17 protein-coding genes are annotated in these 22,496 nt (G+C 37.8%); 10 read left to right on the top strand and 7 right to left on the bottom strand.

Annotated features, from left to right (window positions below; all coding sequences use genetic code 11):
* The first annotated feature begins 55 nt into the window (after positions 1-55).
* The 3 genes from PH210_RS21650 (at position 56) to PH210_RS21640 (ending at position 3,275) form a co-directional block, all read left to right on the top strand.
* Positions 56-808 (top strand): EGFR-like transmembrane domain-containing protein, encoded by a 753-nt coding sequence (locus PH210_RS21650; protein ID WP_289988422.1) that lies wholly within the window; start codon positions 56-58, stop codon positions 806-808.
* Positions 809-837: 29 nt separating this feature from the next.
* The gene (locus PH210_RS21645; protein WP_289988420.1) at positions 838-1,761 is read left to right on the top strand and encodes an FTR1 family iron permease; all 924 of its coding nucleotides are present in this window, start codon (positions 838-840) and stop codon (positions 1,759-1,761) included.
* A gap of 65 nt (positions 1,762-1,826) precedes the next feature.
* Entirely contained in the window at positions 1,827-3,275 is a 1,449-nt protein-coding gene (locus PH210_RS21640) for a glycosyltransferase family protein (protein WP_289988418.1), read from the top strand.
* A gap of 44 nt (positions 3,276-3,319) precedes the next feature.
* Here PH210_RS21640 and ald read toward each other — a convergent pair whose 3' ends face one another.
* Together ald and PH210_RS21630 are read right to left on the bottom strand one after the other, a co-directional pair.
* A complete protein-coding gene (gene ald / locus PH210_RS21635; protein ID WP_289988416.1) occupies positions 3,320-4,453 on the bottom strand; it encodes an alanine dehydrogenase in 1,134 nt (377 codons plus the stop codon).
* 130 nt (positions 4,454-4,583) lie between these two features.
* Positions 4,584-5,822, bottom strand: coding sequence for a PucR family transcriptional regulator (locus PH210_RS21630; RefSeq protein WP_483312136.1), 1,239 nt, complete (start codon positions 5,820-5,822; stop codon positions 4,584-4,586).
* Positions 5,823-6,136: 314 nt separating this feature from the next.
* Here PH210_RS21630 and alaP point away from each other — a divergent pair, with 314 nt between their 5' ends.
* The 4 genes from alaP to PH210_RS21610 all read left to right on the top strand — a co-directional run bounded on the left by alaP (position 6,137) and on the right by PH210_RS21610 (position 10,431).
* Positions 6,137-7,537 carry an alanine permease AlaP gene (alaP, locus tag PH210_RS21625; RefSeq protein WP_289988412.1) on the top strand — a complete coding sequence of 467 codons (1,401 nt, stop codon included), beginning with the start codon at positions 6,137-6,139 and terminating at the stop codon, positions 7,535-7,537.
* A gap of 85 nt (positions 7,538-7,622) precedes the next feature.
* Positions 7,623-8,435: a 5'-nucleotidase, lipoprotein e(P4) family gene (locus PH210_RS21620; RefSeq protein WP_289988409.1), complete on the top strand. Its 813-nt coding sequence runs from the start codon at positions 7,623-7,625 to the stop codon at positions 8,433-8,435.
* Positions 8,436-8,655: 220 nt separating this feature from the next.
* Positions 8,656-9,525, top strand: a complete 870-nt coding sequence (locus PH210_RS21615; protein WP_289988407.1) for a permease — start codon at positions 8,656-8,658, stop codon at positions 9,523-9,525.
* 12 nt (positions 9,526-9,537) lie between these two features.
* Positions 9,538-10,431: a TIGR03943 family putative permease subunit gene (locus PH210_RS21610; protein WP_289988405.1), complete on the top strand. Its 894-nt coding sequence runs from the start codon at positions 9,538-9,540 to the stop codon at positions 10,429-10,431.
* Positions 10,432-10,520: 89 nt separating this feature from the next.
* On the opposite strand, the gene PH210_RS21605 is transcribed toward PH210_RS21610, so the two are convergent.
* The 3 genes from PH210_RS21605 to PH210_RS21595 form a co-directional block, all read right to left on the bottom strand.
* Entirely contained in the window at positions 10,521-10,886 is a 366-nt protein-coding gene (locus tag PH210_RS21605; protein WP_289988404.1) for a cytochrome-c oxidase, read from the bottom strand.
* Positions 10,887-11,020: 134 nt separating this feature from the next.
* Positions 11,021-12,277: a DUF445 domain-containing protein gene (locus tag PH210_RS21600; RefSeq protein WP_289988401.1), complete on the bottom strand. Its 1,257-nt coding sequence runs from the start codon at positions 12,275-12,277 to the stop codon at positions 11,021-11,023.
* A gap of 122 nt (positions 12,278-12,399) precedes the next feature.
* The gene (locus PH210_RS21595; protein ID WP_289988399.1) at positions 12,400-13,602 is read right to left on the bottom strand and encodes a HupE/UreJ family protein; all 1,203 of its coding nucleotides are present in this window, start codon (positions 13,600-13,602) and stop codon (positions 12,400-12,402) included.
* A 280-nt stretch (positions 13,603-13,882) separates the two neighbouring features.
* On the opposite strand from PH210_RS21595, the gene PH210_RS21590 reads away from it, so the two are divergent.
* A complete protein-coding gene (locus tag PH210_RS21590; RefSeq protein ID WP_289988397.1) occupies positions 13,883-20,443 on the top strand; it encodes an Ig-like domain-containing protein in 6,561 nt (2,186 codons plus the stop codon).
* Positions 20,444-20,610: 167 nt separating this feature from the next.
* Positions 20,611-21,150: a hypothetical protein gene (locus PH210_RS21585; protein ID WP_289988396.1), complete on the top strand. Its 540-nt coding sequence runs from the start codon at positions 20,611-20,613 to the stop codon at positions 21,148-21,150.
* 46 nt (positions 21,151-21,196) lie between these two features.
* On the opposite strand, the gene PH210_RS21580 is transcribed toward PH210_RS21585, so the two are convergent.
* Positions 21,197-21,508, bottom strand: a complete 312-nt coding sequence (locus tag PH210_RS21580) for a HesB/YadR/YfhF family protein (RefSeq protein WP_289988394.1) — start codon at positions 21,506-21,508, stop codon at positions 21,197-21,199.
* 226 nt (positions 21,509-21,734) lie between these two features.
* Between PH210_RS21580 and PH210_RS21575 the strand changes: the two genes are divergently transcribed.
* On the top strand, positions 21,735-22,058 hold the full coding sequence (locus tag PH210_RS21575; RefSeq protein ID WP_289988392.1) for a hypothetical protein: 324 nt from the start codon (positions 21,735-21,737) through the stop codon (positions 22,056-22,058).
* Positions 22,059-22,128: 70 nt separating this feature from the next.
* Here the strand turns inward: PH210_RS21575 and PH210_RS21570 are convergent, their stop codons facing one another.
* On the bottom strand, positions 22,129-22,311 hold the full coding sequence (locus PH210_RS21570; protein ID WP_289988391.1) for a hypothetical protein: 183 nt from the start codon (positions 22,309-22,311) through the stop codon (positions 22,129-22,131).
* Between the last annotated feature and the right edge of the window lie 185 nt (positions 22,312-22,496).

Genomic DNA, 22,496 nt, shown 5'->3' with positions numbered 1-22,496 from the left:
ATTGACATCACGAATGATAATCATTATCATTATCAGTGTAGGAGGGAATTTGTAGATGAAAAAATTCTCAGTTTTATTTTTTATTATGGCAATCATATTGAACAGCTTCTCCATTACCGGGGCCCATGCTTATTCCTACGGGGATCCAAATGAAGAGAAGGTTGCTGAAGTATACAAGGAAATGGTCGTAAAGCTTGATGAGAACCCTCCCAATTTCACATCTGCGAAAAAGCTATTCGAAACCGTAAAAGAAGAAATTGACATGCATATGGGTCCTGAGCCTGCTAAATTAATTATTGGCAATCTCGATGCAAAAGATAAAGAAGCCGCCATTTCCAATATGGAAAAGTTGTTGGTTTTAAATATTGCCAGACGCTTGGAAAGCATTGAAAGCAATTTTAAAGAATATGACACAACCAAACGTCTGCTTGCCAAAGGATTTGCTACATACGATGCTTTATCTCCTAAGGTTGAGGCTGAAAATCCTGAGAATGATAAAAAGATTCGAGCGGATTTTGATCAATCACTCGAAGCATTGGGGAATCCAGGATTGTTTGGAGTAGGGAAGAAGGAAGCAAATTTAGATGCTTTTAAAGAAAATAAAGATGAAATCTTAAATAGTTTAAAAACAGAATTTAAATTAAAAAGCCTTGAGGTCGGTCATTTTGCTGAAAGTGCCACCGAACAAGCTGCAGCTAAAAAGGACTGGACGGATCCTTCTAATATTCGAAACTGGATTCCGCTCGTATTAATCGTCGCTGTCCTTATTGCCGTTATTATTTTTGTAATCCGTAGAAGAAGAAAATAAAAAGACACCATTGGGGAGGAGAAAAGGCTGTGGAGATTCAAGCACTGTTAATTACATTTCGTGAAGTCTTAGAGGCGTTATTAATTGTTGGGATTATTACAACCTATTTAAGAAGAGTTAATCATAAGCAGTTCAATAAATATGTTTGGTTAGGGGCTGGGCTTGCTGTTTTAGCGAGTGTTGGGGTAGCCCTATTATTCCAACTAGTTTTTACCGGCTTTGCTGCAATGGGAAGCGAAATGTATCTCAAAATAGGGATTATGCTGGTCTCTACGGTCTTATTAACCCAAATGGTTTTCTGGATGGCGAGTCATAGCCGTGATATAAAAGGGAACATGGAAGGAAAAATGAATAAATTTATTTCCACCGGCAATGTCGTCGGCATGGTTATCCACTCGTTTCTCGTTGTTCTTCGTGAAGGAGTAGAGACTGTGTTTTTCTTTGCGGCTATTACGGGCGGAAACATCGGCGCTGCCATGCAGGGGTGGGGGGCCATCACTGGGGTAGTTATAGCCGCGATTGTTTCTTATTTGTTCTTTAAGGGTACTATGAAAGTGCCATTGAGTACTTTCTTTAAATTTACAGGTGCTTTTATCATTTTAATATCTGCTGGATTACTCGTTCAAGCAATCTCCATGATGCAGGACCTTAACATAATCGGAAGTATTCTTCCTCATGTTTATGATTTAACCTGGTTTCTGCCAGAGCATCCGATTGATTATACACATTATCTGCGTGACCACGGAACGGCTCCAATTCTTTCGGGAGATATCGGTGTATTCTTAAAAGCATTATTTGGCTATTCTTCGATGCCATCAATTGAAGAAGTGTTAGCTTATATCGGGTACTTTGTCGCAATTTTGCTGCTGACATCCTCTAAGCCGTCGGCTGCAAAGCATAAAAAGGAAGAAGCTCCAAACAATGCTCAGGTTCTTAAACCACAAGCAAAATAATCTTTTATAATAAAAGTGCAAGGCAATAATGCCTTGTACTTTTTCTCTATAAGGCGTGTGAAAATATGAAAATATCTATTCCGTTGCAATGCACCCTGTTAATTACCTTATCTATTTTGTCAATCATAATCGTTTTTATTTCTCAACTCCTGTTTGTTAATCCGTTTACCTCGTCCTGGGATCAAGTTGATTTTACTCTTGCCGTCTTGCGTTTTGATTTAATGGCGATGCAGCCACACTTTCCGGGATATCCCTTTTTTATTCTTGGCGGTAAAATGTTGAGTCCTTTTGTGAAAAATCCATCAGAGGCATTAACGTTATTTAATATTTTATTTTATGCCTCTTCAATTTTTCCCGTTTACAAGTTATGCAGGAGATTATTAACGTGCCCTTATTCATGGCTTTCAACAGCTATAATCTATTCAACCAGTTATTGTATTATCATGGTCAATCAGCCTATGTCAGAAGGGGCGGCACTTGCCGCCTTTTGGTGGTATTTATGGAGTTTGCTTTTTGCATTTGAAAGGAGAAATTCAACCTATATTTTGCTGCCATTAGGGTTGTTAAGTATCATGTTAGGTATTCGCCTTTCTTATTTGCCTTTTGCAATCGGCATCCTTTTTCTTTTTTATTCTAAAATGAAAAATAATACCACCACTTGGAAAGAGATTATTTATTTTTCTCTCTTTGGCTTTGCTTTTCAAGCCTGCTGGGTAGTGGCACTCATTTATTCGGAAGGCAGTCTGACTGGTTTTATCAAGCTCTCCTTAGCCTTTACAAGCGGTCATTTCAATGACTGGGGCGGTGCAATTGAAACATCCAAAATAAGTTTTTTTGAAAGGTTTTTTATTTTTACCTGGGATAATATCATCTGGACAGGACTCGCAGCCAAATCAGCCATAATCATTCTTATTTACACAATCCTGCTAGCTTTATCTAAAAAAAATAAACCTGCTCACCCTTTAATGAGGTTGGTATATTTAATGTTCAGCAGTTATTTTATATGGGGCCTGCTGGCACAAAACGTTGATAAGGCACGGCACACGCTGCCGCTTGTAATTCTGTTGGTATTTTTACTATGTATCATCATTTTTTCAAGGAAATCCTCTTTTCTGATTCTTGCACTGTCTTTGTTCCTATTGGGACAACAGGTTTGGCACGATGTTATATTAGTAAAGGCAGAGGCAACAGAAAGCCCGGCTATTTATAAAATGAATGCTTACCTTGAAAAAATTGACGAGCCAATCGTGCTATATACATGGGAAGAAACAAGGGTTCTGCAATACTTGCATGCCCCATATACTCACAAACGAATCGAAACGTACGAATTTTTCCTCTCGGATTTAAAGTATTATCATGGTAAAACAATTTTGCTGACGGATAAGGTCGTAAAAGGTTTCCGGGCACAAGGGGTTTCTTTGGACGGAAAAATTACAAAGGTCTCAAGCTTTCAATCAAATGAACTTTTTGACCCTGTATATCATGATATTACTTTATATAAATGGAAGGAATAAAAAATGTGCCCCCCAAGAAAACTCTTGAGGGGCACATTTTTTTATTAGATAGCTGCAAGTTCTTTTTGAAGAGCATCTTCTACTGTTACATACTCATAACCAAGATCCTTGGCAACCGCTTCGAATGTGATTTCACCGTTAGCAACGTTCACGCCTTGTTTTAATGCTGCGTTTTCAGCAATAGCCTTATAAACGCCTTTATTAGCGATTTGAAGGGCATATGGAACCGTTACATTCGTTAAAGCAATAGTTGAAGTTCTAGGAACAGCACCAGGCATATTCGCAACAGAGTAGTGAATCACTCCATGCTTTTCGAAAGTTGGATTGTCGTGAGTTGTGACATGGTCGATTGTTTCAACAATTCCACCTTGGTCAATGGCAACGTCCACGATAACTGAACCCGGTTTCATAGTTTTAACCATTTCTTCTGTTACAAGCTTAGGAGCTTTTGCACCAGGAATTAGAACTGCACCAATTAAAAGATCTGCTTCTGCAACTGCTTCTGCAATATTGAAGGGATTAGACATTAATGTTTTAATTTGATTTCCGAAAATATCATCAAGCTGGCGAAGACGGTCAGCGCTTAAGTCGATGATGGTAACATCTGCACCAAGACCAATTGCCATTTTTGCAGCGTTTGTTCCAACAATCCCACCGCCGACGATGGTTACTTTACCTCGGTTAACCCCAGGTACACCTGCAAGAAGGATGCCTTGGCCGCCATTATTCTTTTGTAAGAACTGTGCTCCGATTTGAGCAGCCATACGTCCAGCTACTTCGCTCATTGGAGTTAAAAGTGGAAGCGTTCTGTTTGCTGTTACTGTTTCGTAAGCAATAGCAATTACGCCGCTATCTTTAAGTGCTTGAGCGAGAGGGGGCTCAGCAGCAAGATGTAAATACGTAAATAGGATTAAACCTTGACGGAAGTACTTGTATTCACTTGTAAGAGGTTCTTTTACCTTCATAATCATATCCGCTTTTGTCCAAACTTGTTCAGCACTGTCGATAATCTCAGCACCGGCTTTTGCGTAATCCTCATTAGTGAAACCGCTTCCAATACCGGCGTCCTTTTCTACTAAAACAATATGACCCGCATTTAATAATGAAACAACTCCAGCTGGAGTAAGTGCTACACGATTTTCATTGTTTTTAATTTCTTTAGGTACACCAATAAACATAACCCAAATTCCTCCCTAATTAACTTAAAAGTAATTTACCTATGGCTAAAGTATAAAAGGTTAGCCAAAAAATTTCTTTGTTAAGAAAGGAGAAAGATTCTTTCACTTTTTGGGGATTTTCACAAAAGGTTCAAATCCCCTGATATTTTTCAAGTTTTAAATCTACGTAAAGCATCATTTTTTGATTCGGATCCTTAAAATTCACCTCGCCAATTTCGGCGATTCTTTTCAAGCGGTAATTTAACGTATTAGCGTGGACATTTAATTCCTTAGCAGCATCATTAATGTTATTATCATTATTTAAAAAAATCTCTAAGGTTTCCACAAGATTGCTATTATGCTTCTGATCATAATCGTGTAGCTTTGTTAAGGAATAGTTTTCATATTCTTCGTTTTTCCTTTTTTCCAACAGGAGACCTAAGAATTGATAAATGCCAAGCTTTTGATAATTGTATATGTCTTTTGTTTCGAAAGGGAATTTTTGTTTAACAGATAAAACAGATAATGTCTCTTCATAGGCTTGCCTGATTTTTTGATAATCCTTATAAATACCACTCAAAACAGGTGTGATATCCCTAACTCCGTATCGATCCCCCATCTTTAGTACAAAAACCTTACTAAATTGTTCAAGCTCTGAAAGCGGGTTTTCTAATCCTTCAGCAGATATTAATAGAATGAGCTGGTTACAGTCTATGGTATAAAGCATTATTTTCAGGCGCTGGTTTGTTTTTAAAAGATAAGAGATGTTTTGCTCTTCTTTACTGGTAATATTTTTATTAAACTGGAAAACTAAAACGGCAAACGAAGACGAAGGTGTTATTTGCAAAGTATGGAAGTTTTCCAATATTTCTTCCTGAACTTTCAAATGACCGGTTAAAAGCTTCCAGAAAAATTCTTGAGAACGTTCTTCCTTTTTATTTTTCCTTGTCTGAAGCTGAAGGAGTTTATTTTTGGCAGCATCTGCAGCCTGTTTTAATAGGCTAAAATCATCATCCGTTAAGGATTTGTCGATTTCTAATGCCCAAATAAATCCGATTACCTCTTCCTGCTTCCAAATCGAAATGGCGACCCTGTTGCTGAGTCCTACTTCATCAATACTCTTTACACGAATTGGCTCATTTGTTTTAAGGAGAGCAGGAATCGTTCCTTCTTTCCATAATTGATTAATAACTTTCTCTGGAACTCTGCGGCCAATAATCGTCGAAATTCTTGCCGAATCTGTCCGTTCATCATGGGTACTATAGGCAAGAAGCCGATGATTCGAATCCTCAATGGTCACAGGACACTTCAAAACCTGACTAATGAGGTCAGCAAATTCATCTAAACTATCAAATGCTGTTCTAAAAGGATCATGTAATCTATTACTCAAACTTGTGACCTCCATAATGGAAGAATTAATAATAACCTTTGTTTAATTTTACAAAATAAAAGCGCAAATTTCTTGTTTTTTTACAAAAAAAATCGCTCACAATAATGTTAAGATAATTTCAAGAAATATTCAAAAAAGTAATTATTTAAGAAACTCTATTTTGAAAGCGTTATCAATTAGGAAAAAGGGAGAAAAAAACACTAATACTTTATACCGTTGTGGTAAAATAAATAATATTGTTACTATTTTAATAAAATCAAATGAATTGGGATGGAAGAGAAATTGAAGTTGATTAATCAGGGGGAGATTAATATATGAGCAAGAACACTCATGGCAAAGAACTTCATCGCGGTTTAGAAGAAAGGCATATTACCTTGATGTCTTTAGGGGCAGCGATAGGAGTTGGACTGTTTTTAGGTTCGGCAACCGCAATTAAAATGGCTGGACCAGGTATTTTATTTGGATATGCCTTTAGCGGCTTGATTATGTTTTTCATTATGAGGGCCCTTGGGGAAATGGCGATTCAAAAACCTGTTGCCGGTTCATTTAGTAAATACGCACGTGATTATTTGGGACCGCTTGCAGGTTATATAACAGGCTGGAATTATTGGTTTTTGTGGGTCGTTACTTGTATGGCTGAAATTACGGCAGTGGGAATCTATATGGAATATTGGTACCCGGGTGTTCCACGTTGGATTTGGGCACTTGCTGCACTTGTCATTATGGCAACTGTAAACTTTTTAGCGGTTAAAGCGTATGGGGAATTGGAATTCTGGTTTGCTCTTATTAAAATTGTAACCATTTTGGCAATGATCGCTGTAGGAGCAGGAATGATTTTCTTTGGATTAGGAAACGGCGGCCTTGCAACAGGAATTAAAAATTTATGGGAACATGGCGGTTTTTTCCCAAATGGAATTAAAGGTGTTCTCCTGTCCTTACAAATGGTTATGTTTGCCTATCTTGGAATTGAAATGATTGGGGTAACAGCCGGGGAAGTAAAAAATCCCGAGAAATCTCTTTCAAGGGCGATTGACTCTGTCTTTTGGCGAATTTTAATTTTTTATGTAGGTGCCTTGTTCGTGATCATGTCGATTTATCCGTGGGAAGAAATTGGAACGAAAGGAAGTCCGTTTGTTCTTACTTTTGAAAAAATCGGCATTCCAGGAGCAGCAGGAATAATAAACTTTGTCGTGTTAACGGCAGCCCTTTCCTCTTGTAACAGCGGTATTTTTAGTACAGCACGGATGCTATTCAATCTAGCGGAGCACGGCGAAGCACCTCAGAATTTTGCTAAAATAACAAAAAATGGGGTTCCAGGCATTGCGGTTTTAGCCTCTGCAGGTGCTTTATTAATTGGTGTAGTGCTGAACTATATCGTTCCAGCAAAAGTTTTTACATGGGTGACTAGTATTGCAACATTTGGAGCGATATGGACATGGGGAGTTATCCTGTTATCGCAAATTCGTTATCGTAGATCTTTAAAGCCGAATGAAGTGACGAATTTAAAATACAAAGTTCCTTTATTCCCGATTACTTCGTATATCTCATTAGCCTTTTTAGCATTTGTCATTGCTCTAATGGCTTATAATCCGGATACAAGAATTGCCTTAGTGATTGGCCCGCTATTCCTAGTATTCTTGGTTGGAGTTTATTATTTAAAAGGTTTTCATAAAAGAGATATAAACCAAACTACATCTAAAAAACAAATAAGTTAAGTTTAAATGAGGCCCAGGAAAAAGGGCCTCATTTTTTTACTTTGATTCCACATACTAAGATAAAATCAAAAAGGAGGGCCGCATATTGAAAAAGAGTAAAATGCTCTGCATTACAGCATTAACCTTATTTTTTTCTTTTTCCTGTGATCAGGCAGAGTCACAAACCATTATTAACCCGTTGCAGGAGCAAAATACAATGTCAGTTCTATGGTTTCAAAAAGCAGGGGAGGCAAGGGCATTATTTTATCAAGGATATAACATTGGAAGAATGCGATTGGATGACATCCTTAGTAAAAAACAATGGAAACAAGGATTGAAGCCTGCAATTGTTCTGGATTTAGATGAGACCGTTATTGATAATAGCCCGCTATTCGCTAAGAAAATCATGTCACCGCCGACTGCCTATTTAAATTGGGGAACGTGGGTTGAACGTTCTGCTGCCGAAGCTTTACCAGGAGCGATAGACTTTTTAAAGTATGCTGATTCAAAAGGTGTAGCAATTTACTATATATCCAATCGTAAAGAGGCTCTAAAAGCAGCAACGATAAGAAATTTACAAAATATAGGAGCGCCTCAAGCGGATGCAGCACATGTTTTATTGAAGCAAAAGGGAGAAAGAGGAAAAGAAGCACGCCGTATGCAGGTTGCCAAAACACATGATATTGTGTTGTTGTTCGGTGATAATCTTGGAGATTTCAGTGGATTTGAGGGGCTGTCTGTAACCCAAAGAGCACAAATGGCCGACAAGCAAAGGTATGAATTTGGAAGGAAGTTAATTGTTTTCCCTAATCCAATGTATGGAGATTGGGAAGGTGCCATTTATCAATATGATTCCAGAAGATCTGATCTTGAAAAAGCAAAGCTAAGGAAAGATAATTTAGAGCCATTTCAACCATGATTTAATAGTAATTATCATTAGGCAGTTCCGATTTTAATGGAGCTGTCTTTTTGCTTTTATTATTAAAATTAAAGTAGTATGATGTATTTATTCTTTTGAACCAAGTAATCTACCACATTTGGAAAATGAAAACATAACAAAATACATTGTTTTTTGATATGATAGAAATTGTTTTTTAAATAAACCTAGTAATGAAGTGTTTCTTCAAGGAGGTACTTCTATGGATCGATTATTACAATTAAATACGATTTTTATCAGCATTGTGATTGAAGCTATCCCGTTTATTGTCATAGGGGCATTAATTTCTGCACTGATAGAAGTATTCGTTTCTGAAAATATGATTATTCGACTGATGCCTAAAAATAGATTTTTATCAGTTATTACAGCTAGTTTTTTAGGTGTATTATTCCCTGGGTGTGAATGTGGAATTGTCCCAATAGCTTCAAGATTAATAAAGAAGGGGGTAGCCCCTCATGCGGCTATTTCCTTTATGCTCTCATCGCCTATTATCAATCCCATTGTAGTATTCGCCACATTCATCGCCTTTGGTGATAGTTGGACAATGGTTTTCTACAGAGCAGGTTTCGCGTTGGTTGTTTCTATTTTGGTTGGTATTGTTCTATCTTTTGTTATAAAAGAAAATCCATTGAAAGAGAATATTGATGTGCACGTGCATGATCATTCAAACCAAAACACCAAACAAAAGCTGATTAGTGTTGTTACACATACAATTGATGAATTTCTAAGTGTAGCTAAATTTCTTGTCATGGGGTCAATGATTGCAGCTGCTATGCAGGTTTATGTGCCTACAAAGATTCTGCTTACTTTAGGTGATACAAAAGTTACAGCAATTTTAGTCATGATGGGCTTAGCGTTCATCTTATCGATTTGTTCGGAAGCGGATGCTTTTGTTGCTTCATCATTTAGAAATAGTTTCGGCCAAAGTTCTATTGTAGCTTTTCTTGTATTAGGGCCCATGTTAGATATAAAAAATGTTTTGATGATGACTGGATATTTTCAGAAAAAAATCGTTATTATATTGGTATCTTTAATTTCAGTATTTGTATTCATTGGCTCACTTCTTCTGTAAAGGAGGATTTAAATGTTTAGAGTTGTAATCTTATTATTGTTTACCAACTTATTTTTTACTCTACACCTTTCAGGGAACATTTCGAAATATATAAACATGAAATATGCCTTCCTATCTAAAAGCATGATCGTGGTGTTATTTCTGTTGACGATTGCTGAAGGAATAAGATGGTATTTATCTGACAGGAAGCTGCAAAAGGAACACATTGGTTGTGATTGCGACCATGACCATGATCACGAACACAATCATAACCATGAAATTGACAAAAAGACAGTATCGAAAGGAAAAAAGGTAAAAAGATTTTTATCTTACACCTTTGTATTAATACCTGCCCTTACAGGTGTTCTTTTGCCTGTTGCAACATTGGATTCACAGCTAGTGAATGCTAAAGGGTTTCAATTCCCTACCTTAGAGGATGGCAATGATCAGTACGGAATGCATCAAGTTCTTAATCCTGATATGAGCCAATTTTTAGGGCAAGATGCCTTCTTAGATTTAGTTCGTAAGGAGTCCAAGTCTTATAAAGTAAAAAACAATATTACCTTGACTGATAATGATTATTTAAAAGCATTGGAAGTTATTTATAATTATTCTGGAGATTTCGTCGGGAAAACAATTACTTTTAAAGGTTTCTCTTATAACGGTCCTGACCTAAACAACAATCAAATCTTTTTACTTCGGTTTGGGATCATCCATTGTATAGCAGACTCTGGGGCCTTTGGTATGATGATTCAATTCCCGAATGACATTCATATTCCAAATGACCAATGGTACCAGGTAACAGGAAAAGTGGATACCGTATATTATCCTCAAATGAAGACAAGAATTCCTGTTATCAAAGTGACAAGTTATAAAACAATCAACCAGCCTAAAGATCCCTATGTTTATCGAAACAGCTTTAATTAATAATTGGATATAGATTATGATTTACGATTTTATGAAACAAAGGACCCTCTGGGGTCCTTTGTTAATATCATTATTCTTTTACTGCTTTTCTAGCTCTTAACATTCTTTAGGATATTTATGGCGAAAAGAATGATGGCCAGAACCAATAATGTTCCGCCAATGGCAATGAAAGGACCAGCGGATTCAACTCCAGAAACTAAGCACGCGAGGGCAATCATCATGACAGGCAATGCAATATTATGGAGCCAGAAGTGAACTTTCGCTAATCCTGTTTCCGCTGCACTTGGATAAACTGCATAAATGAGTCCAGCTAGGGCCATTGACACCCATCCTAACAAATTAACATGGACATGTACCGGCGTTAGGTCAAATTTCTCTGTCATGGACATATACATTCCCATACAAACCCCAATGACAAAATACACGACAGAGATTTTAATAAACCTGATCCCCATTCCTCAGCCTCCTTATTTAGCTAAAAAATATGACTTCAGTACTAAATATGAAGAACTACATGGAAAAAGAACTTTCATTTCATAGGACATAATTTGTTTTTTTTCAAAAAGAAACAGCCCAAAATTAAGGCTGCTTAGAAAAAGGTTTTTATTCCAATTAGTACGAGGCCGATTAAAAATCCGCAAACAGCCCCATTTACCCGGATCCATTGGAGGTCCTTTCCGACATTGTTTTCAATCATGTTGATGAGTGTTTCGTTATCAAGCTTTTCTAAATTCTCTTCGACAAGTTTGCCTATTTTTGAATGATTATTATCGACAAAGTTGGAAATATGTCTCTTAATCCAAGATTCCAGATTGTTTATTTTTTCAGGATTTGCTTTAAATTCATTTAAGCTATTTTCAATTAAAGGCAGTAAGTATTCATTAATAAATATAGGATCGTCTAAAGTTTCAACAGCTTTCTGCTGAAGTTTAGTTAAAAAGCTGATAATTTTTTCTTCAGGTTCCCATTTGTCAATCAATTGAGTTTTAAAATGTTCGATCTCATCATAAATCTTTACATCACTTTTAATGTTTTGCAATTTATTATGGATATGAATGAGCAAGGTTTGTCTATTTTGATTAAAGGGATCACGGAAACTATCTACGCCTTTAAGGATTAGATTCTGGAGAATTCCTCCTAATTTTTCCTCATTAACTAGATTGCTAAAGGACTTCAAAGCAAACTGCATGATACCATCTGCCTTTATATTTTCAATAGCGTCAACTGCCATTCCCCCGAGTTTGTATTTCGTTGTTTCTTTAGTTGCCCATTCATCAATCTCTTTTAATACAAAATCAAGTGCTTTTTCATCGTATTTCCTAATCGATACTTGATCAATAAGTAAAGGTAGAAAGTGTTTAATATCCAGTTCATTTAGATAATTCTTTATTTCCTTTTCGATAATGGGAGCAATTTTATTAATATCTACTTTGTTAAGTAGATATTGAATAAGGGTTTTGAAATTTTTTTGCACACCAGGCGAGTGTAATTCCTTTTCAATTAAGGAAAGAATTTTATCCGAGAAATGAAAGGTATCAATTTTCTTACGAATACTTTCCTTTGTCAGCCAATCATTTTCCAACATTGAAATAATGCCCCCGATGATTCTTTTACGATTCTTGGGGAGTAAGGCTGTATGTGGAATAGGAATACCAAGTGGATGTCGAAACAAAGCGGTTACGGCAAACCAATCGGCTAGCCCTCCGACAAGTCCTGCCTCGAAACCACCCTGCAGGATTAAACCCCAAAGTGAATCCTGATAAGGCATTGTAGCAATGAATCCAATTGCCATCACAGCAAGGGAAATAGCGGCAAGATGCCTTGATTTATTTTTTTGCTTGAACATTTTTGTACCCCTCGTTCTTAGATAAATATGGTAATGTTATTATCTCAATTTAACATTATAAAAAGCAAAAAATACTTCTTAATAAAATAGTGAAATATTTTTTAAGAAGTATTTATCCTTTTTTAAGTAAAGATTCGCTCAATTAACCAGAACCCACCCAAAAGGGTGATGATAATTGAGCCAATTTGGACAATCTTTTTGTAAGAAATTTTCTTTTGGATTAAACCAAGTAAAGGCAAAAGTATTAGAACAATTGTAAGCTGAACGGCTTCAATTCCAAGGTTAAAATTAATTAACGCCACGGCAAGGTGGCTTTTTGGAATGGCCATTTCTTTTAATATAGTGGCAAATCCCAGCCCATGTATTAATCCGAATAAGAAGGTGATACTCCAGCGATATTTAATCTCTTTTCGGAAAATATTTTCTAGTGCTACGTAGCAAATACTGAAGGCGATTGTCGCCTCGACGAAGCGTGAAGGCAAAGTGATCCAGCCCAAGACAGCAAGACTTAATGTAATGCTATGTGCAATGGTAAAAGAAGTGACTATGGCAGCATATTGTTTAAAGGTTTGTTTTCTTAACAATAAGGCAAATAGAAATAATAAGTGGTCATATCCTGTAAGAATATGCATCATTCCTAATTTGAAAAAAGAGAACCAGGAAGTAGGAGTATTGGATTTTTCCAGCTCTGCTTGGTCTGTTGGGCTTTGATTTGTATTTTGCTGAGCCGATTGCCCTCCTGGAGCCTGTTGCTCTTGTTGCACCTCGGTGGCCAGAAAGGTCCAGGTTCTATTTTTCCCCTCTAAAACTGCTTCACTCGTTTCACCCAAATAGGATGCTGAGATGAGATCAACATAGTTAGTGCCCGTGTCATTGAAATAAAATCCATCATTATAAGAGAGTGTTTCACCTGGTGAGAATGCAGGATAGCTCATGTAAGTTGATAAAAATTCTTTATTTCCTTTCTTGACGATTTTCATCTTTTCGATTTTCGGTTCTAGTTCCCTGTTACCCTTATCAAGAGTAAGCCCCTCTGTAATTAATTCATCTAGATGATGCCTGTCGCTGTTAATTTCCGTTTTCTCTAAAACCCAATTTTTATTTTTATCTATCTTTGGAAGTAACTCCAGTATCGATAACGTATCAATGGAGAAGATCACTTCTGTCTTTACTTGATTCATTGTTATCTGTGTATAACTTGCACTATACGCATGTGCTGATGACTGGGAGGGGAAGGAGGTAAAGATAAATAGTAAAAGCACTAGGGAAATCAAGGTTAGAGGTCTGACTTTCAACCCTTGTCGAATTTTGCTAGAACGATACATTAAAAAAATCCTCTCGATAAATATTATATTAAAATAATTACTTGAATTTACCAATTTAAAGTGAAATAAAATTTCTCCTCTATATAATCATATTTTGTGCTTGTTTGTACATATTTAATAAATTTTTTTTTAATATCTATATAATAAATTTACAAAAAATTTATATCTTTCAGTTTGAAAATTTTGTAGAATTATAGAGAACTAGATGCAGGATAGAAGGCCTATGAAAACGCTTTCTATTTTGTGTTTTCAAAATATATAGACAAAAGGTGGTAGGTGAATGATAGCAAGCAATCGAAAGTTAAAGCGCTGGACGAGTACATTTATGACAGCACTGCTACTTATCAGCACATTTTTGCCAAGCAGTTTAATTGGCAGGGCTCATGCCGAGCAAGCTGATCATGTTGTTATCTCCCAGTTTTTTGGCGGTGGAGGTAATACAGGAGCTCCGTACAAGAATGATTTTATCGAGTTATACAATCCAACTAATCAAGATGTTGTCCTTGATAACTGGTCTGTCCAATATGCTTCCTACAACGGAGCAACTTGGCAGGTAACTCCTCTAAAGGGAACGATTAAAGCCCATGGTTATTACCTAATTGCTGAAGCAGCCGGTGCTGGAAATGGTGTAGAACTTCCTACTCCAGATGTTACTGGCGCAATTACAATGGGTGCTAGTAATGCAAAAGTTGCTTTATTTAAGGATAAAACTACGGCATCATCTGTGGCAAAACCAGCAGAAGCAATTGATTTTGTTGGTTTGGGGACTGCAACTGCTTTTGAAGGTTCTGCAGCTACTAAAGCTCCAGGAAATTCAACAAGTGCTCAACGTAGACCATACGCAAACGTAGACCCGGCACCTGGTAAAGGAAATGCTTGGGATACAGACGATAATGCAGCGGATTTTGCTGTAGGAACGGTTGTTCCAAGAAACACTGCAAGTCCAACAGAAGATCCAATGGTTCCAGTATTAAGCTTACAGCCAAAAGGAATGAATATTCAATTTTTACAAGATGGCACTTCAGCAAAAGTAACAGGTCTAGCTGAAGCGGTTGATGCGAATTCTACCATCAAGATTTATGATAACGCATCCAAAGGTACAGTTCTTGCGACTGGAACTGCCAATGCGGATGGTTCCTTTGATATTAGTTTTTCAACTGCGTTAACATCGGTTTATGTAGCGGCTACCCAGACTGGTCTGGCTGAAAGTGCTGCGATAAAAATTGATTTAGCGACAGCGAGTGCCTCTGTGACACAAGCAAAATTAAGCTATGCTGTAGCCGATGGTGTCGGGACATTAATCGGCGGCGCAGGAGCTGCCGCAGCAAATGCTATCATTAATGTTTATCCAAACGATACGGCAACAAAAACAGAAAAATTAAATGCGCAAGAAATTAAAGCAGGAACAACGGGAGATTTCTCCGTAACGATCAACAATGCTCCTGATAAGGTTTATGTAACGCAAATGACAAGCTCTGCAACAGGAATTAAGTTAGAAAGTGTTCCAGTTTCAGTGACAAAAGCCGATACAACGGCACTTGCAAAGCTTGCGGACGTACGTGCTTCTGACTCAAAAGGCCAGCCGGTAAACCTGAATAAGTTCTTCACGGTTGAAGGTGTAGCCACTGTTGATAACCAAATTCTTGGTACACAAAAACAAAATTTTTATCTTCAAGATGATACAGCCGGGATCAACATTTTCAGCTCTTCTCTTGATATCGGATACAAGGTTTTAAAAGGCGATAAATTACGGATCACAGGTAAAGTACTAGGTTATAACGGCTTAACGGAATTCGAACCGACTTCTATTGAGAAAATCAATGAAGGGAACGCAATTCCAACACCTAAAGCGTTAACGATATTAGACCTAAATACGTACGCATCGGCCGAGCCGGTTGAAGGCAGTCTTGTAACTGTAACTGGAAAGGTTTCTGCAGTTGCTGCATCAGGTGCGAACTATAACGTAACATTTGTTGATGAAAACGCCAAAGCTACTACTTTACGGGTAATGGGTGCCACAGGTATTAAACCTGACACTGACCTTGTAGTTGGAAAAAGCTATGTCGTTACAGGTGTTTTAGGCCAATATACAACGAATGCTTCAGCAACAAACGGATATCAAGTCTATCCACGTGATGTAAAGGATATATCTCCAATTTTAGGCATTACGCACACAGCATTAACGCAAGTATACAAAGAGACAAATGTTGAATTCGAAGCTAATGCCGATGGTGCAGAATCTGTAACTGTATACTACAGAGCAAAAGATTCTACTGAATATACTGCATTACCAATGGTAAATGGCGGTGACGGACGTTATACTGCGACTTTAACAGCAGCGAATGTACCACAAAATGGATTCGAGTATTACATTGAAGCTAAGGCAGGGACTCAAGTCCAATCAGCTGGAACAAGTGCTTCACCATATGCGGTAGTATTGGTGGAGGATAAGACTGGACCAGCAATTACCGGTGAAACTCCACAGTCTGGAGATAAAGTAGAAAGTCCAACACCGGAAATTTCCGCTTTACTTGAAGACCCAAGCGGTGTTGACGATACAACAATTCAATTCTGGCTTGACGGCAAGGAGCTTACTGCCCCTGCAGCAACGATCAGTAAAACACAAGTGAAATATGTTCCTGAAACGGATCTTGAACTAGGTACACATACGGTTAAGGTTTCAGCAAAAGACGGTAAAGGCAACCTTGCTGAAAAAGAATGGACCTTTGAAGTGGTTCCACGTTTTACAGGTGGAAACCATTACCGTGGGACAACACACAACCACACGAATATTTCACATGATGGTGCGGGTACACCAGAAGATGCATTAAAAGCTGGTAAAGCCCATCATTACGATTGGTTCGCTTTCTCTGACCACTCACATGATATCGACCCTGAAAAATTAGGTTCAGATACAGTAGATCGTAAAACAGCTTCAGGTGTGTCTGTTCCGGAGCGTTCAGGCGGATCACAATGGCAATTAACAAAAGACTTAGCTAAGCAATACACTACAAGTGATTATGTTGTATTTCCTGCATTTGAAATGACTTCAACTACTTGGGGTCACTCCAATATCTTCGGTACAGATAATTTTATCGACCGAAACATTAATGGGAAGCAATATCAAGATTTAAATCAATATTATGCATGGGTTATGACATACGACGACATTGTCGGTCAATTTAACCACCCAGATATGTCTGCTAATGCGTTTAACAACTTTAAACCTTATAACAAAGACGTAGACAAGCTATTCACGATGTTAGAGGTGGGTAATGGTTCTGGTCATTATGGATATGCCAATGCAGAAGGTAAATTCTACTCTGCTCTTGATTTAGGCTGGCACGTTGCTCCAACTTATGGAGAAGACAACCATGAAGGAACATGGGGCCAAGTAAATGCTCGTACCGTAATCGTAGCGGACGACCTTTCCCAAGCATCCCTATTACACTCTATGCGTAACATGCGCGTGTACATGGAAGAAGATCCAAACTTTACATTGGATGTTTTAGCAAATGGATACTACATGGGTTCAACAGTTGACAGCAAAAAATTGAGCTTCAACATCACAGGAAGCGACTTAGTGGCTGAAGCGCATAATGACAGCGACTATAACTACCTTCCAACATCTTATAAGTCTGATGATAGAATTCAAAAAGTGGAATTGATTACAAACGGTGGAAAAGTGGTAGATTCGATTTCACCGATGGAAAAAGAATTCACTTGGAAGCCATCATACACCGTAACGGGCGGACAACAATGGTTTGTTGTAAAGGTTACACAAATGGACGGCGAACGCATTTACTCTGCACCAATCTGGTCAAAAGAAGAGTCAGTCGATGTAAAAGTAAACAGCATCGATGTCGATGGCGGCGTGATTGTCGGCGGCAACCCTGCTACATTAAAAGCAACTGTTGCGAACAACGGAACAGAAGTAGTGAAAAATCTTAAGGTAGACTTCTATTACGATGAAGTTAAGCCTGAAAACTTAATTGGAACAAACAATATTTCATCTATTCTATCTAAAGGATCAGCTGCTGCAACAGCAACTTGGGCAAGTCCGATCAAAGGCGACCATAAGCTCATTGCCGTTGTCACATCGCTTGATGGCTTAGATCTAGGTGACACAACCTTTAAAGTACCAGTTCAAATCAAAGAGCCGCTTGGCATTAAAGTATTAATCGATGCCAACCACGGCAACGAAAATACAAGTGCAGACAGCGGTACGTATAAAGACAATTTAAAAGCATTTACACTCATGCTTCAAAAAGAAGGCTACACAGTAGTTGAAAATAAAGTGGCACTAACCGACGAAGTGTTAAGCAGTGTAAAAGTATTAGTTTTAACACACGCAAGAACAGCTTTATCAGCTGATGAAAATGCAGCCGTAGCGAAGTTCGTGAAAAACGGCGGCTCCCTGTTAATGGCTGGAAAAAGCAATAACAGCACAGACCCTACGATTAACAATGCATTATTAAGTGATATTGGTTCATCTATCCGCATGGGTAACGACGGGGTATTTGATGACAGCAAAACAGGTAACTTCTGGAGTGATCCAAAAGTCAGCCCATATGCTGTGAGATTACATCCTAGTTTAGTTTCAAACTATATCACTGACCGCGTATCGTTTATCGATTATTACAGCGGAACAAGTCTTTCAGGTGTTGATAACCAAGCGCTAACAGAAAGCGGTAAGGTTGTCATCCTCGCAAAAGGTAACGAAACAACCTATCAAGGCAATGTCAAGGGTGGATACACTTATGACTCTGTATCCGATACAACGGGCGGTTCTGCCATTCCAATGATTGCTTCAGAAGAAATTGGCAATCAAGGCCGTATAATTGTATCAGGTATGAACATCTTCAACGATAAGCAAATGGATGAATCGTTTGAACCAAAAGGCAACGACGAGTTCACGTTTAACGCTATCAACTGGTTAGCGCACCGCGAAGCAAAAGTTTCTAATATTGCGGATGTACGTACTCTTGATGATGGAACAGATGTTGTTGTCGAAGGAACCGTTACAACTGGTGCAGGCAATTTCTTTGATGCCTTCTACGTGCAAGATGCAACGGGCGGTATTATGGCATTCCAAGAGGTTCCAGAAGGTTCTATTAAACCAGGTGACAAAGTGCGTGTGTACGGTCACATTAAGACGTTTGAAAATAACAAAGAATTAGAGTTTACAAGTTTTGCTAAGGATGTTATTAAAATTGGAACTGTCGATCCTGTCCAACCGAAACAAGTAGCAACTGGTGAAGCAACTTCTGCTGCGAACCAAGGACTGCTTGTGAAGGTGAAGGGAACTGTAGTCTCTAAGTTTGATGATAATTCTTATGTGATTAATGATGGTTCTGGTGATGTATTAGTCTTTACGGACGGTTATATTGTGAACCAAAGTGGTCCGGTACCAGTTCTTTCAAAGGGTGACACTCTTGAAGCAGTCGGTCTATCTGGTGCCTTTGCACAGGGTACACGTATTCGTGTAAGAGATACAAAAGAATTAGTTGGAACCATTGCTCCAGATACTACGGCGCCAGAAGCACCAGTAGTACAACCAGTATCTGAGAATGATACTGTCATTTCCGGAACAGCGGAAGTGGGAGCAACAGTTGTCGCGAAGGTAGACGGACAAGAAATCGGTAAAGCAACAGCCGATAAAGAAGGCAAATTTACTATCACAATTGAAAAACAAGTAGCAGGTAAAAAGATTGTCGTAACTGCAGCCGATGCAGCAGGCAACGTAAGTACTGAAGTGATTGTAACAGTAAGCGACGCTACAGCACCAAAAACACCGATAGCCAATCCGGTTTCGAAAAACGATGTTGTCATCACTGGAACTGCCGAAGTTAACGCAACTGTAATTGCAAAAGTCGGTGGCAAAGAAATCGGAAAAGCAGTAGCAGATGCAGATGGAAAATACTCAATTACTATTGAGAAGCAGGCTGCAGGTACAAAGATCCTTGTAACTGCTGTAGATGCTGCAGGGAATGAAAGTAATGCGTTTGAAGTAATTGTTATGAACGTAATTGCGCCTTCGGTGCCAGAATTAATTTATGATGTAACACAATTCGATACTTTTGTTGCTGGTTATGCAGATGCAGGTTCAAAAGTTGAAGTAAGAGTAAAAGATAAGTTGATCGGTTCAGGTATTGCTGACGAAGATGGATACTTTGAAATTGAAATCCAAGCACAGGCAGTAGGTACGGTATTAGTTCTGACAGCTACTGATGCTTCTGGTAATGTAAGTGAAAAGGTAGAAACCACAGTAATTAAAGCTGAAACCGGTTGGATTGAAGTCAATAAGAACGTTTGGGTTTATATTGATCCTGCAACTGGAGAATTAGTAAGTGGATGGTTAGAAATTGCCGGGAAGAAATATTTCCTTGACGAAGAAGAATACACCATGGTTACTGGATGGAAAGAAATCGACGGCTCTTGGTTCTATTTTGCAGGAAACGGTTCAATGCTTTCAAATGCATGGGTACTATCAAGCGGTAAGTGGTATTATGTTGCTGCAAATGGAAAAATGGCAACTAATAAGTGGATTCTTTCCAACGGCAAATGGTACTTTGTCGATAATAATGGAGTCATGAAAATAAATTCATGGATTCAAGCAAACGGAAAATGGTACTTTGTAGATTGGAATGGAGTCATGAAAATAAATTCATGGGTTCAATCTAGCGGAAAATGGTATTACTTAAATGCTGACGGTATTATGGTAACCGGCTGGATTAAAGTGAGCAACAAGTGGTACTATCTATACAATGACGGACATATGGCTGTCAATACCATGATTGGTAAGTTTAAAATTGGGAAAGATGGTGCCTGGATTCAATAATCAGCACCTATAAACAAAACCTCCTCTCAAAATGAGAGGAGGTTTTGTCTGATTTCTGTAATTGGTAATAAAACTATTATCTTTGAAACCTTTTTTTATATCTTTCGTCTTATTAAATGTTGTAAAATAAGCAAGGCTTATAAAAAGAATATTAGGGGGAAAACAATATGAAGAAGTTTTTGTTATTATTATCAGCTTTAACAATGGCTGCTGGACTTGCTGCCTGCTCAAGCAGCAACGAGGAGAAGACAGCTAAGAAGGACACAAAAGAATCACAAGAAGCAGCTGCTCCTAAAGTTGACGTAAAAAAAGAATTAGTCAAATTCTATATGGATCTTGGTAAGCGTATTAACGCAAAAGATGTTGATTTAAATGCTTACGTTGCGAAGGCCTCAAAGGAGGATGCGAAACCTGAAGAATTGCCTACAGCTGAGGATAGAGCTGCTGCAAGTGCATCTGCTGCAGCAGTAGCGGCAGACCTAAATAGTCTGCAAATTCCTGCTGAATTAAAGGATCAGAAAGCGGATCTTGAGGCTGCTGTTAAGGATTATGCTGCATCTTATCAAGCGAAGGCTGATGAATTGAAAAAAGACAAGCCAGCATTTGAAGCAGCTGATGCGACCTTTGCACAAGGTGAACAGAAGCTTGCTGCAGTATTTGAGGGGGCAAAATTGCTTGCTCCAAGCTTAGGTAAACAAGTAAACTAAATAATCGAAAAAAGCAAGCCGGCGATTCGGCTTGCTTTTTTATCCCTTAATTAATGGCAGTTGCGAATTCTTCCTTAAAGGTAACCTGCAATTCATCTATCAGGTCATTAACTGACAAATATGTTTCCGTATTTTCAAAAAACCATACATCGTTTCCTTCAATATAAAAAGTAATACCGTTTATTTCTTTTGTAAAACCCATGTCTTCAGGAGTTTCCTTAGTGAAGGCAAGGCTATAACCATTATGCTGCTGTCCAAATCCCGCATATCTTGGGAACATTCGAATACTAAATGGCTTATTAAATTCAAACTCTTTAGTGAACCATCTGGCAGCCTTTTCATCAATCGAAATGAACATATTTTACACCAACCTTTTCACGTGGTAAGAATCACATTATTAGAGGAAAGAAGTATCTTTTCCCTATATTGAAAGAATATAATTTTTTTAGTAATCTGCCTGTGATAATATTCACTTAGCTCTGTCGTTAAGGATGAGTTAATAAATTGTTCACGTTTTTGTTTCTAAGTGTTAACATTGTTGTCGTTTTTAACAACTTCATCATAGTGCAAACGATGATAAAATAATGACAACAAGAAGGGGAGATGATACCATGGAGCGTGAACTTGAAAACTTGACAGAGAATATTAATGATATCAAAACTTTAATTAATAAATTTAATGAAAAATTAGATAATATTGAAAAACGACTTACTAGATTAGAAAAAGTAGATAGTATCGAACACAGAGTGGCTGTGAACCAAATTGATCTATCTGATATTAAAGAATCGCTTCAGCGAATTGAGGAGACAAAGAGCAGTGAAATTCAAAATATTAATCGCCGGCTCGATTCTCATTTAGTCAAAATAGCGAAAGCCGAAGAAGAAATTATTATGATTAAATCGAAATAAAGGATTCCATAAAAAAAGATCAGGTTACGGATAACCTGATCTTTTTTTAATCCAGAATCGAAAACGCTTACTAACTTTTAATAAGTGCTTTTAATCCATAATATATAAGTGCAAAAGCAAAAATTAGAATGGCAAGAACTCCAACGATATGAAAAAAAGGATATAGGCCAGCTAAAAAACCGATTGTTGGCACTTTTATTAAGGCAAAGCCTGCTAAAATACACGCTAAATATAAACCAGCTGCATAATTCATCTTCTTCACCCCCTTACGAGTAACATATGATTTTTCTCCCAATGATGATTAGGCAAATGTACAAACAAAAGCAAAAAAAAAGACCAATCATTTGGACTTAACCCCGTCAAGTAGACAGCTCTAAAAAGACTATGCAGCCATCGTGATCCGATATTCAACTGGAGCACGATGGTTTAGTCGTTTTT

It is taken from the genome of Paenibacillus sp. BSR1-1 (assembly GCF_030403775.1).
Classification (GTDB): domain Bacteria; phylum Bacillota; class Bacilli; order Bacillales; family Cytobacillaceae; genus Neobacillus.
The sequence above is the reverse complement of the archived record's forward strand: the minus strand, read 5'-3'. Positions and strand labels throughout refer to the sequence as shown.

Excerpts from the sequence above, each read along its gene's own strand:
- PH210_RS21650 (WP_289988422.1), top strand. The coding sequence starts at position 56 with ATGAAAAAATTCTCAGTTTTATTTTTTATTATGGCAATCATATTGAAC.
- PH210_RS21640 (WP_289988418.1), top strand. The coding sequence starts at position 1,827 with ATGAAAATATCTATTCCGTTGCAATGCACCCTGTTAATTACCTTATCT.
- ald (WP_289988416.1), bottom strand. The coding sequence starts at position 4,453 with ATGTTTATTGGTGTACCTAAAGAAATTAAAAACAATGAAAATCGTGTA.
- alaP (WP_289988412.1), top strand. The coding sequence starts at position 6,137 with ATGAGCAAGAACACTCATGGCAAAGAACTTCATCGCGGTTTAGAAGAA.
- PH210_RS21615 (WP_289988407.1), top strand. The coding sequence starts at position 8,656 with ATGGATCGATTATTACAATTAAATACGATTTTTATCAGCATTGTGATT.
- PH210_RS21610 (WP_289988405.1), top strand. The coding sequence starts at position 9,538 with ATGTTTAGAGTTGTAATCTTATTATTGTTTACCAACTTATTTTTTACT.
- PH210_RS21605 (WP_289988404.1), bottom strand. The coding sequence starts at position 10,886 with ATGGGGATCAGGTTTATTAAAATCTCTGTCGTGTATTTTGTCATTGGG.
- PH210_RS21600 (WP_289988401.1), bottom strand. The coding sequence starts at position 12,277 with ATGTTCAAGCAAAAAAATAAATCAAGGCATCTTGCCGCTATTTCCCTT.
- PH210_RS21595 (WP_289988399.1), bottom strand. The coding sequence starts at position 13,602 with ATGTATCGTTCTAGCAAAATTCGACAAGGGTTGAAAGTCAGACCTCTA.
- PH210_RS21590 (WP_289988397.1), top strand. The coding sequence starts at position 13,883 with ATGATAGCAAGCAATCGAAAGTTAAAGCGCTGGACGAGTACATTTATG.
- PH210_RS21585 (WP_289988396.1), top strand. The coding sequence starts at position 20,611 with ATGAAGAAGTTTTTGTTATTATTATCAGCTTTAACAATGGCTGCTGGA.
- PH210_RS21580 (WP_289988394.1), bottom strand. The coding sequence starts at position 21,508 with ATGTTCATTTCGATTGATGAAAAGGCTGCCAGATGGTTCACTAAAGAG.
- PH210_RS21575 (WP_289988392.1), top strand. The coding sequence starts at position 21,735 with ATGACAACAAGAAGGGGAGATGATACCATGGAGCGTGAACTTGAAAAC.
- PH210_RS21570 (WP_289988391.1), bottom strand. The coding sequence starts at position 22,311 with ATGAATTATGCAGCTGGTTTATATTTAGCGTGTATTTTAGCAGGCTTT.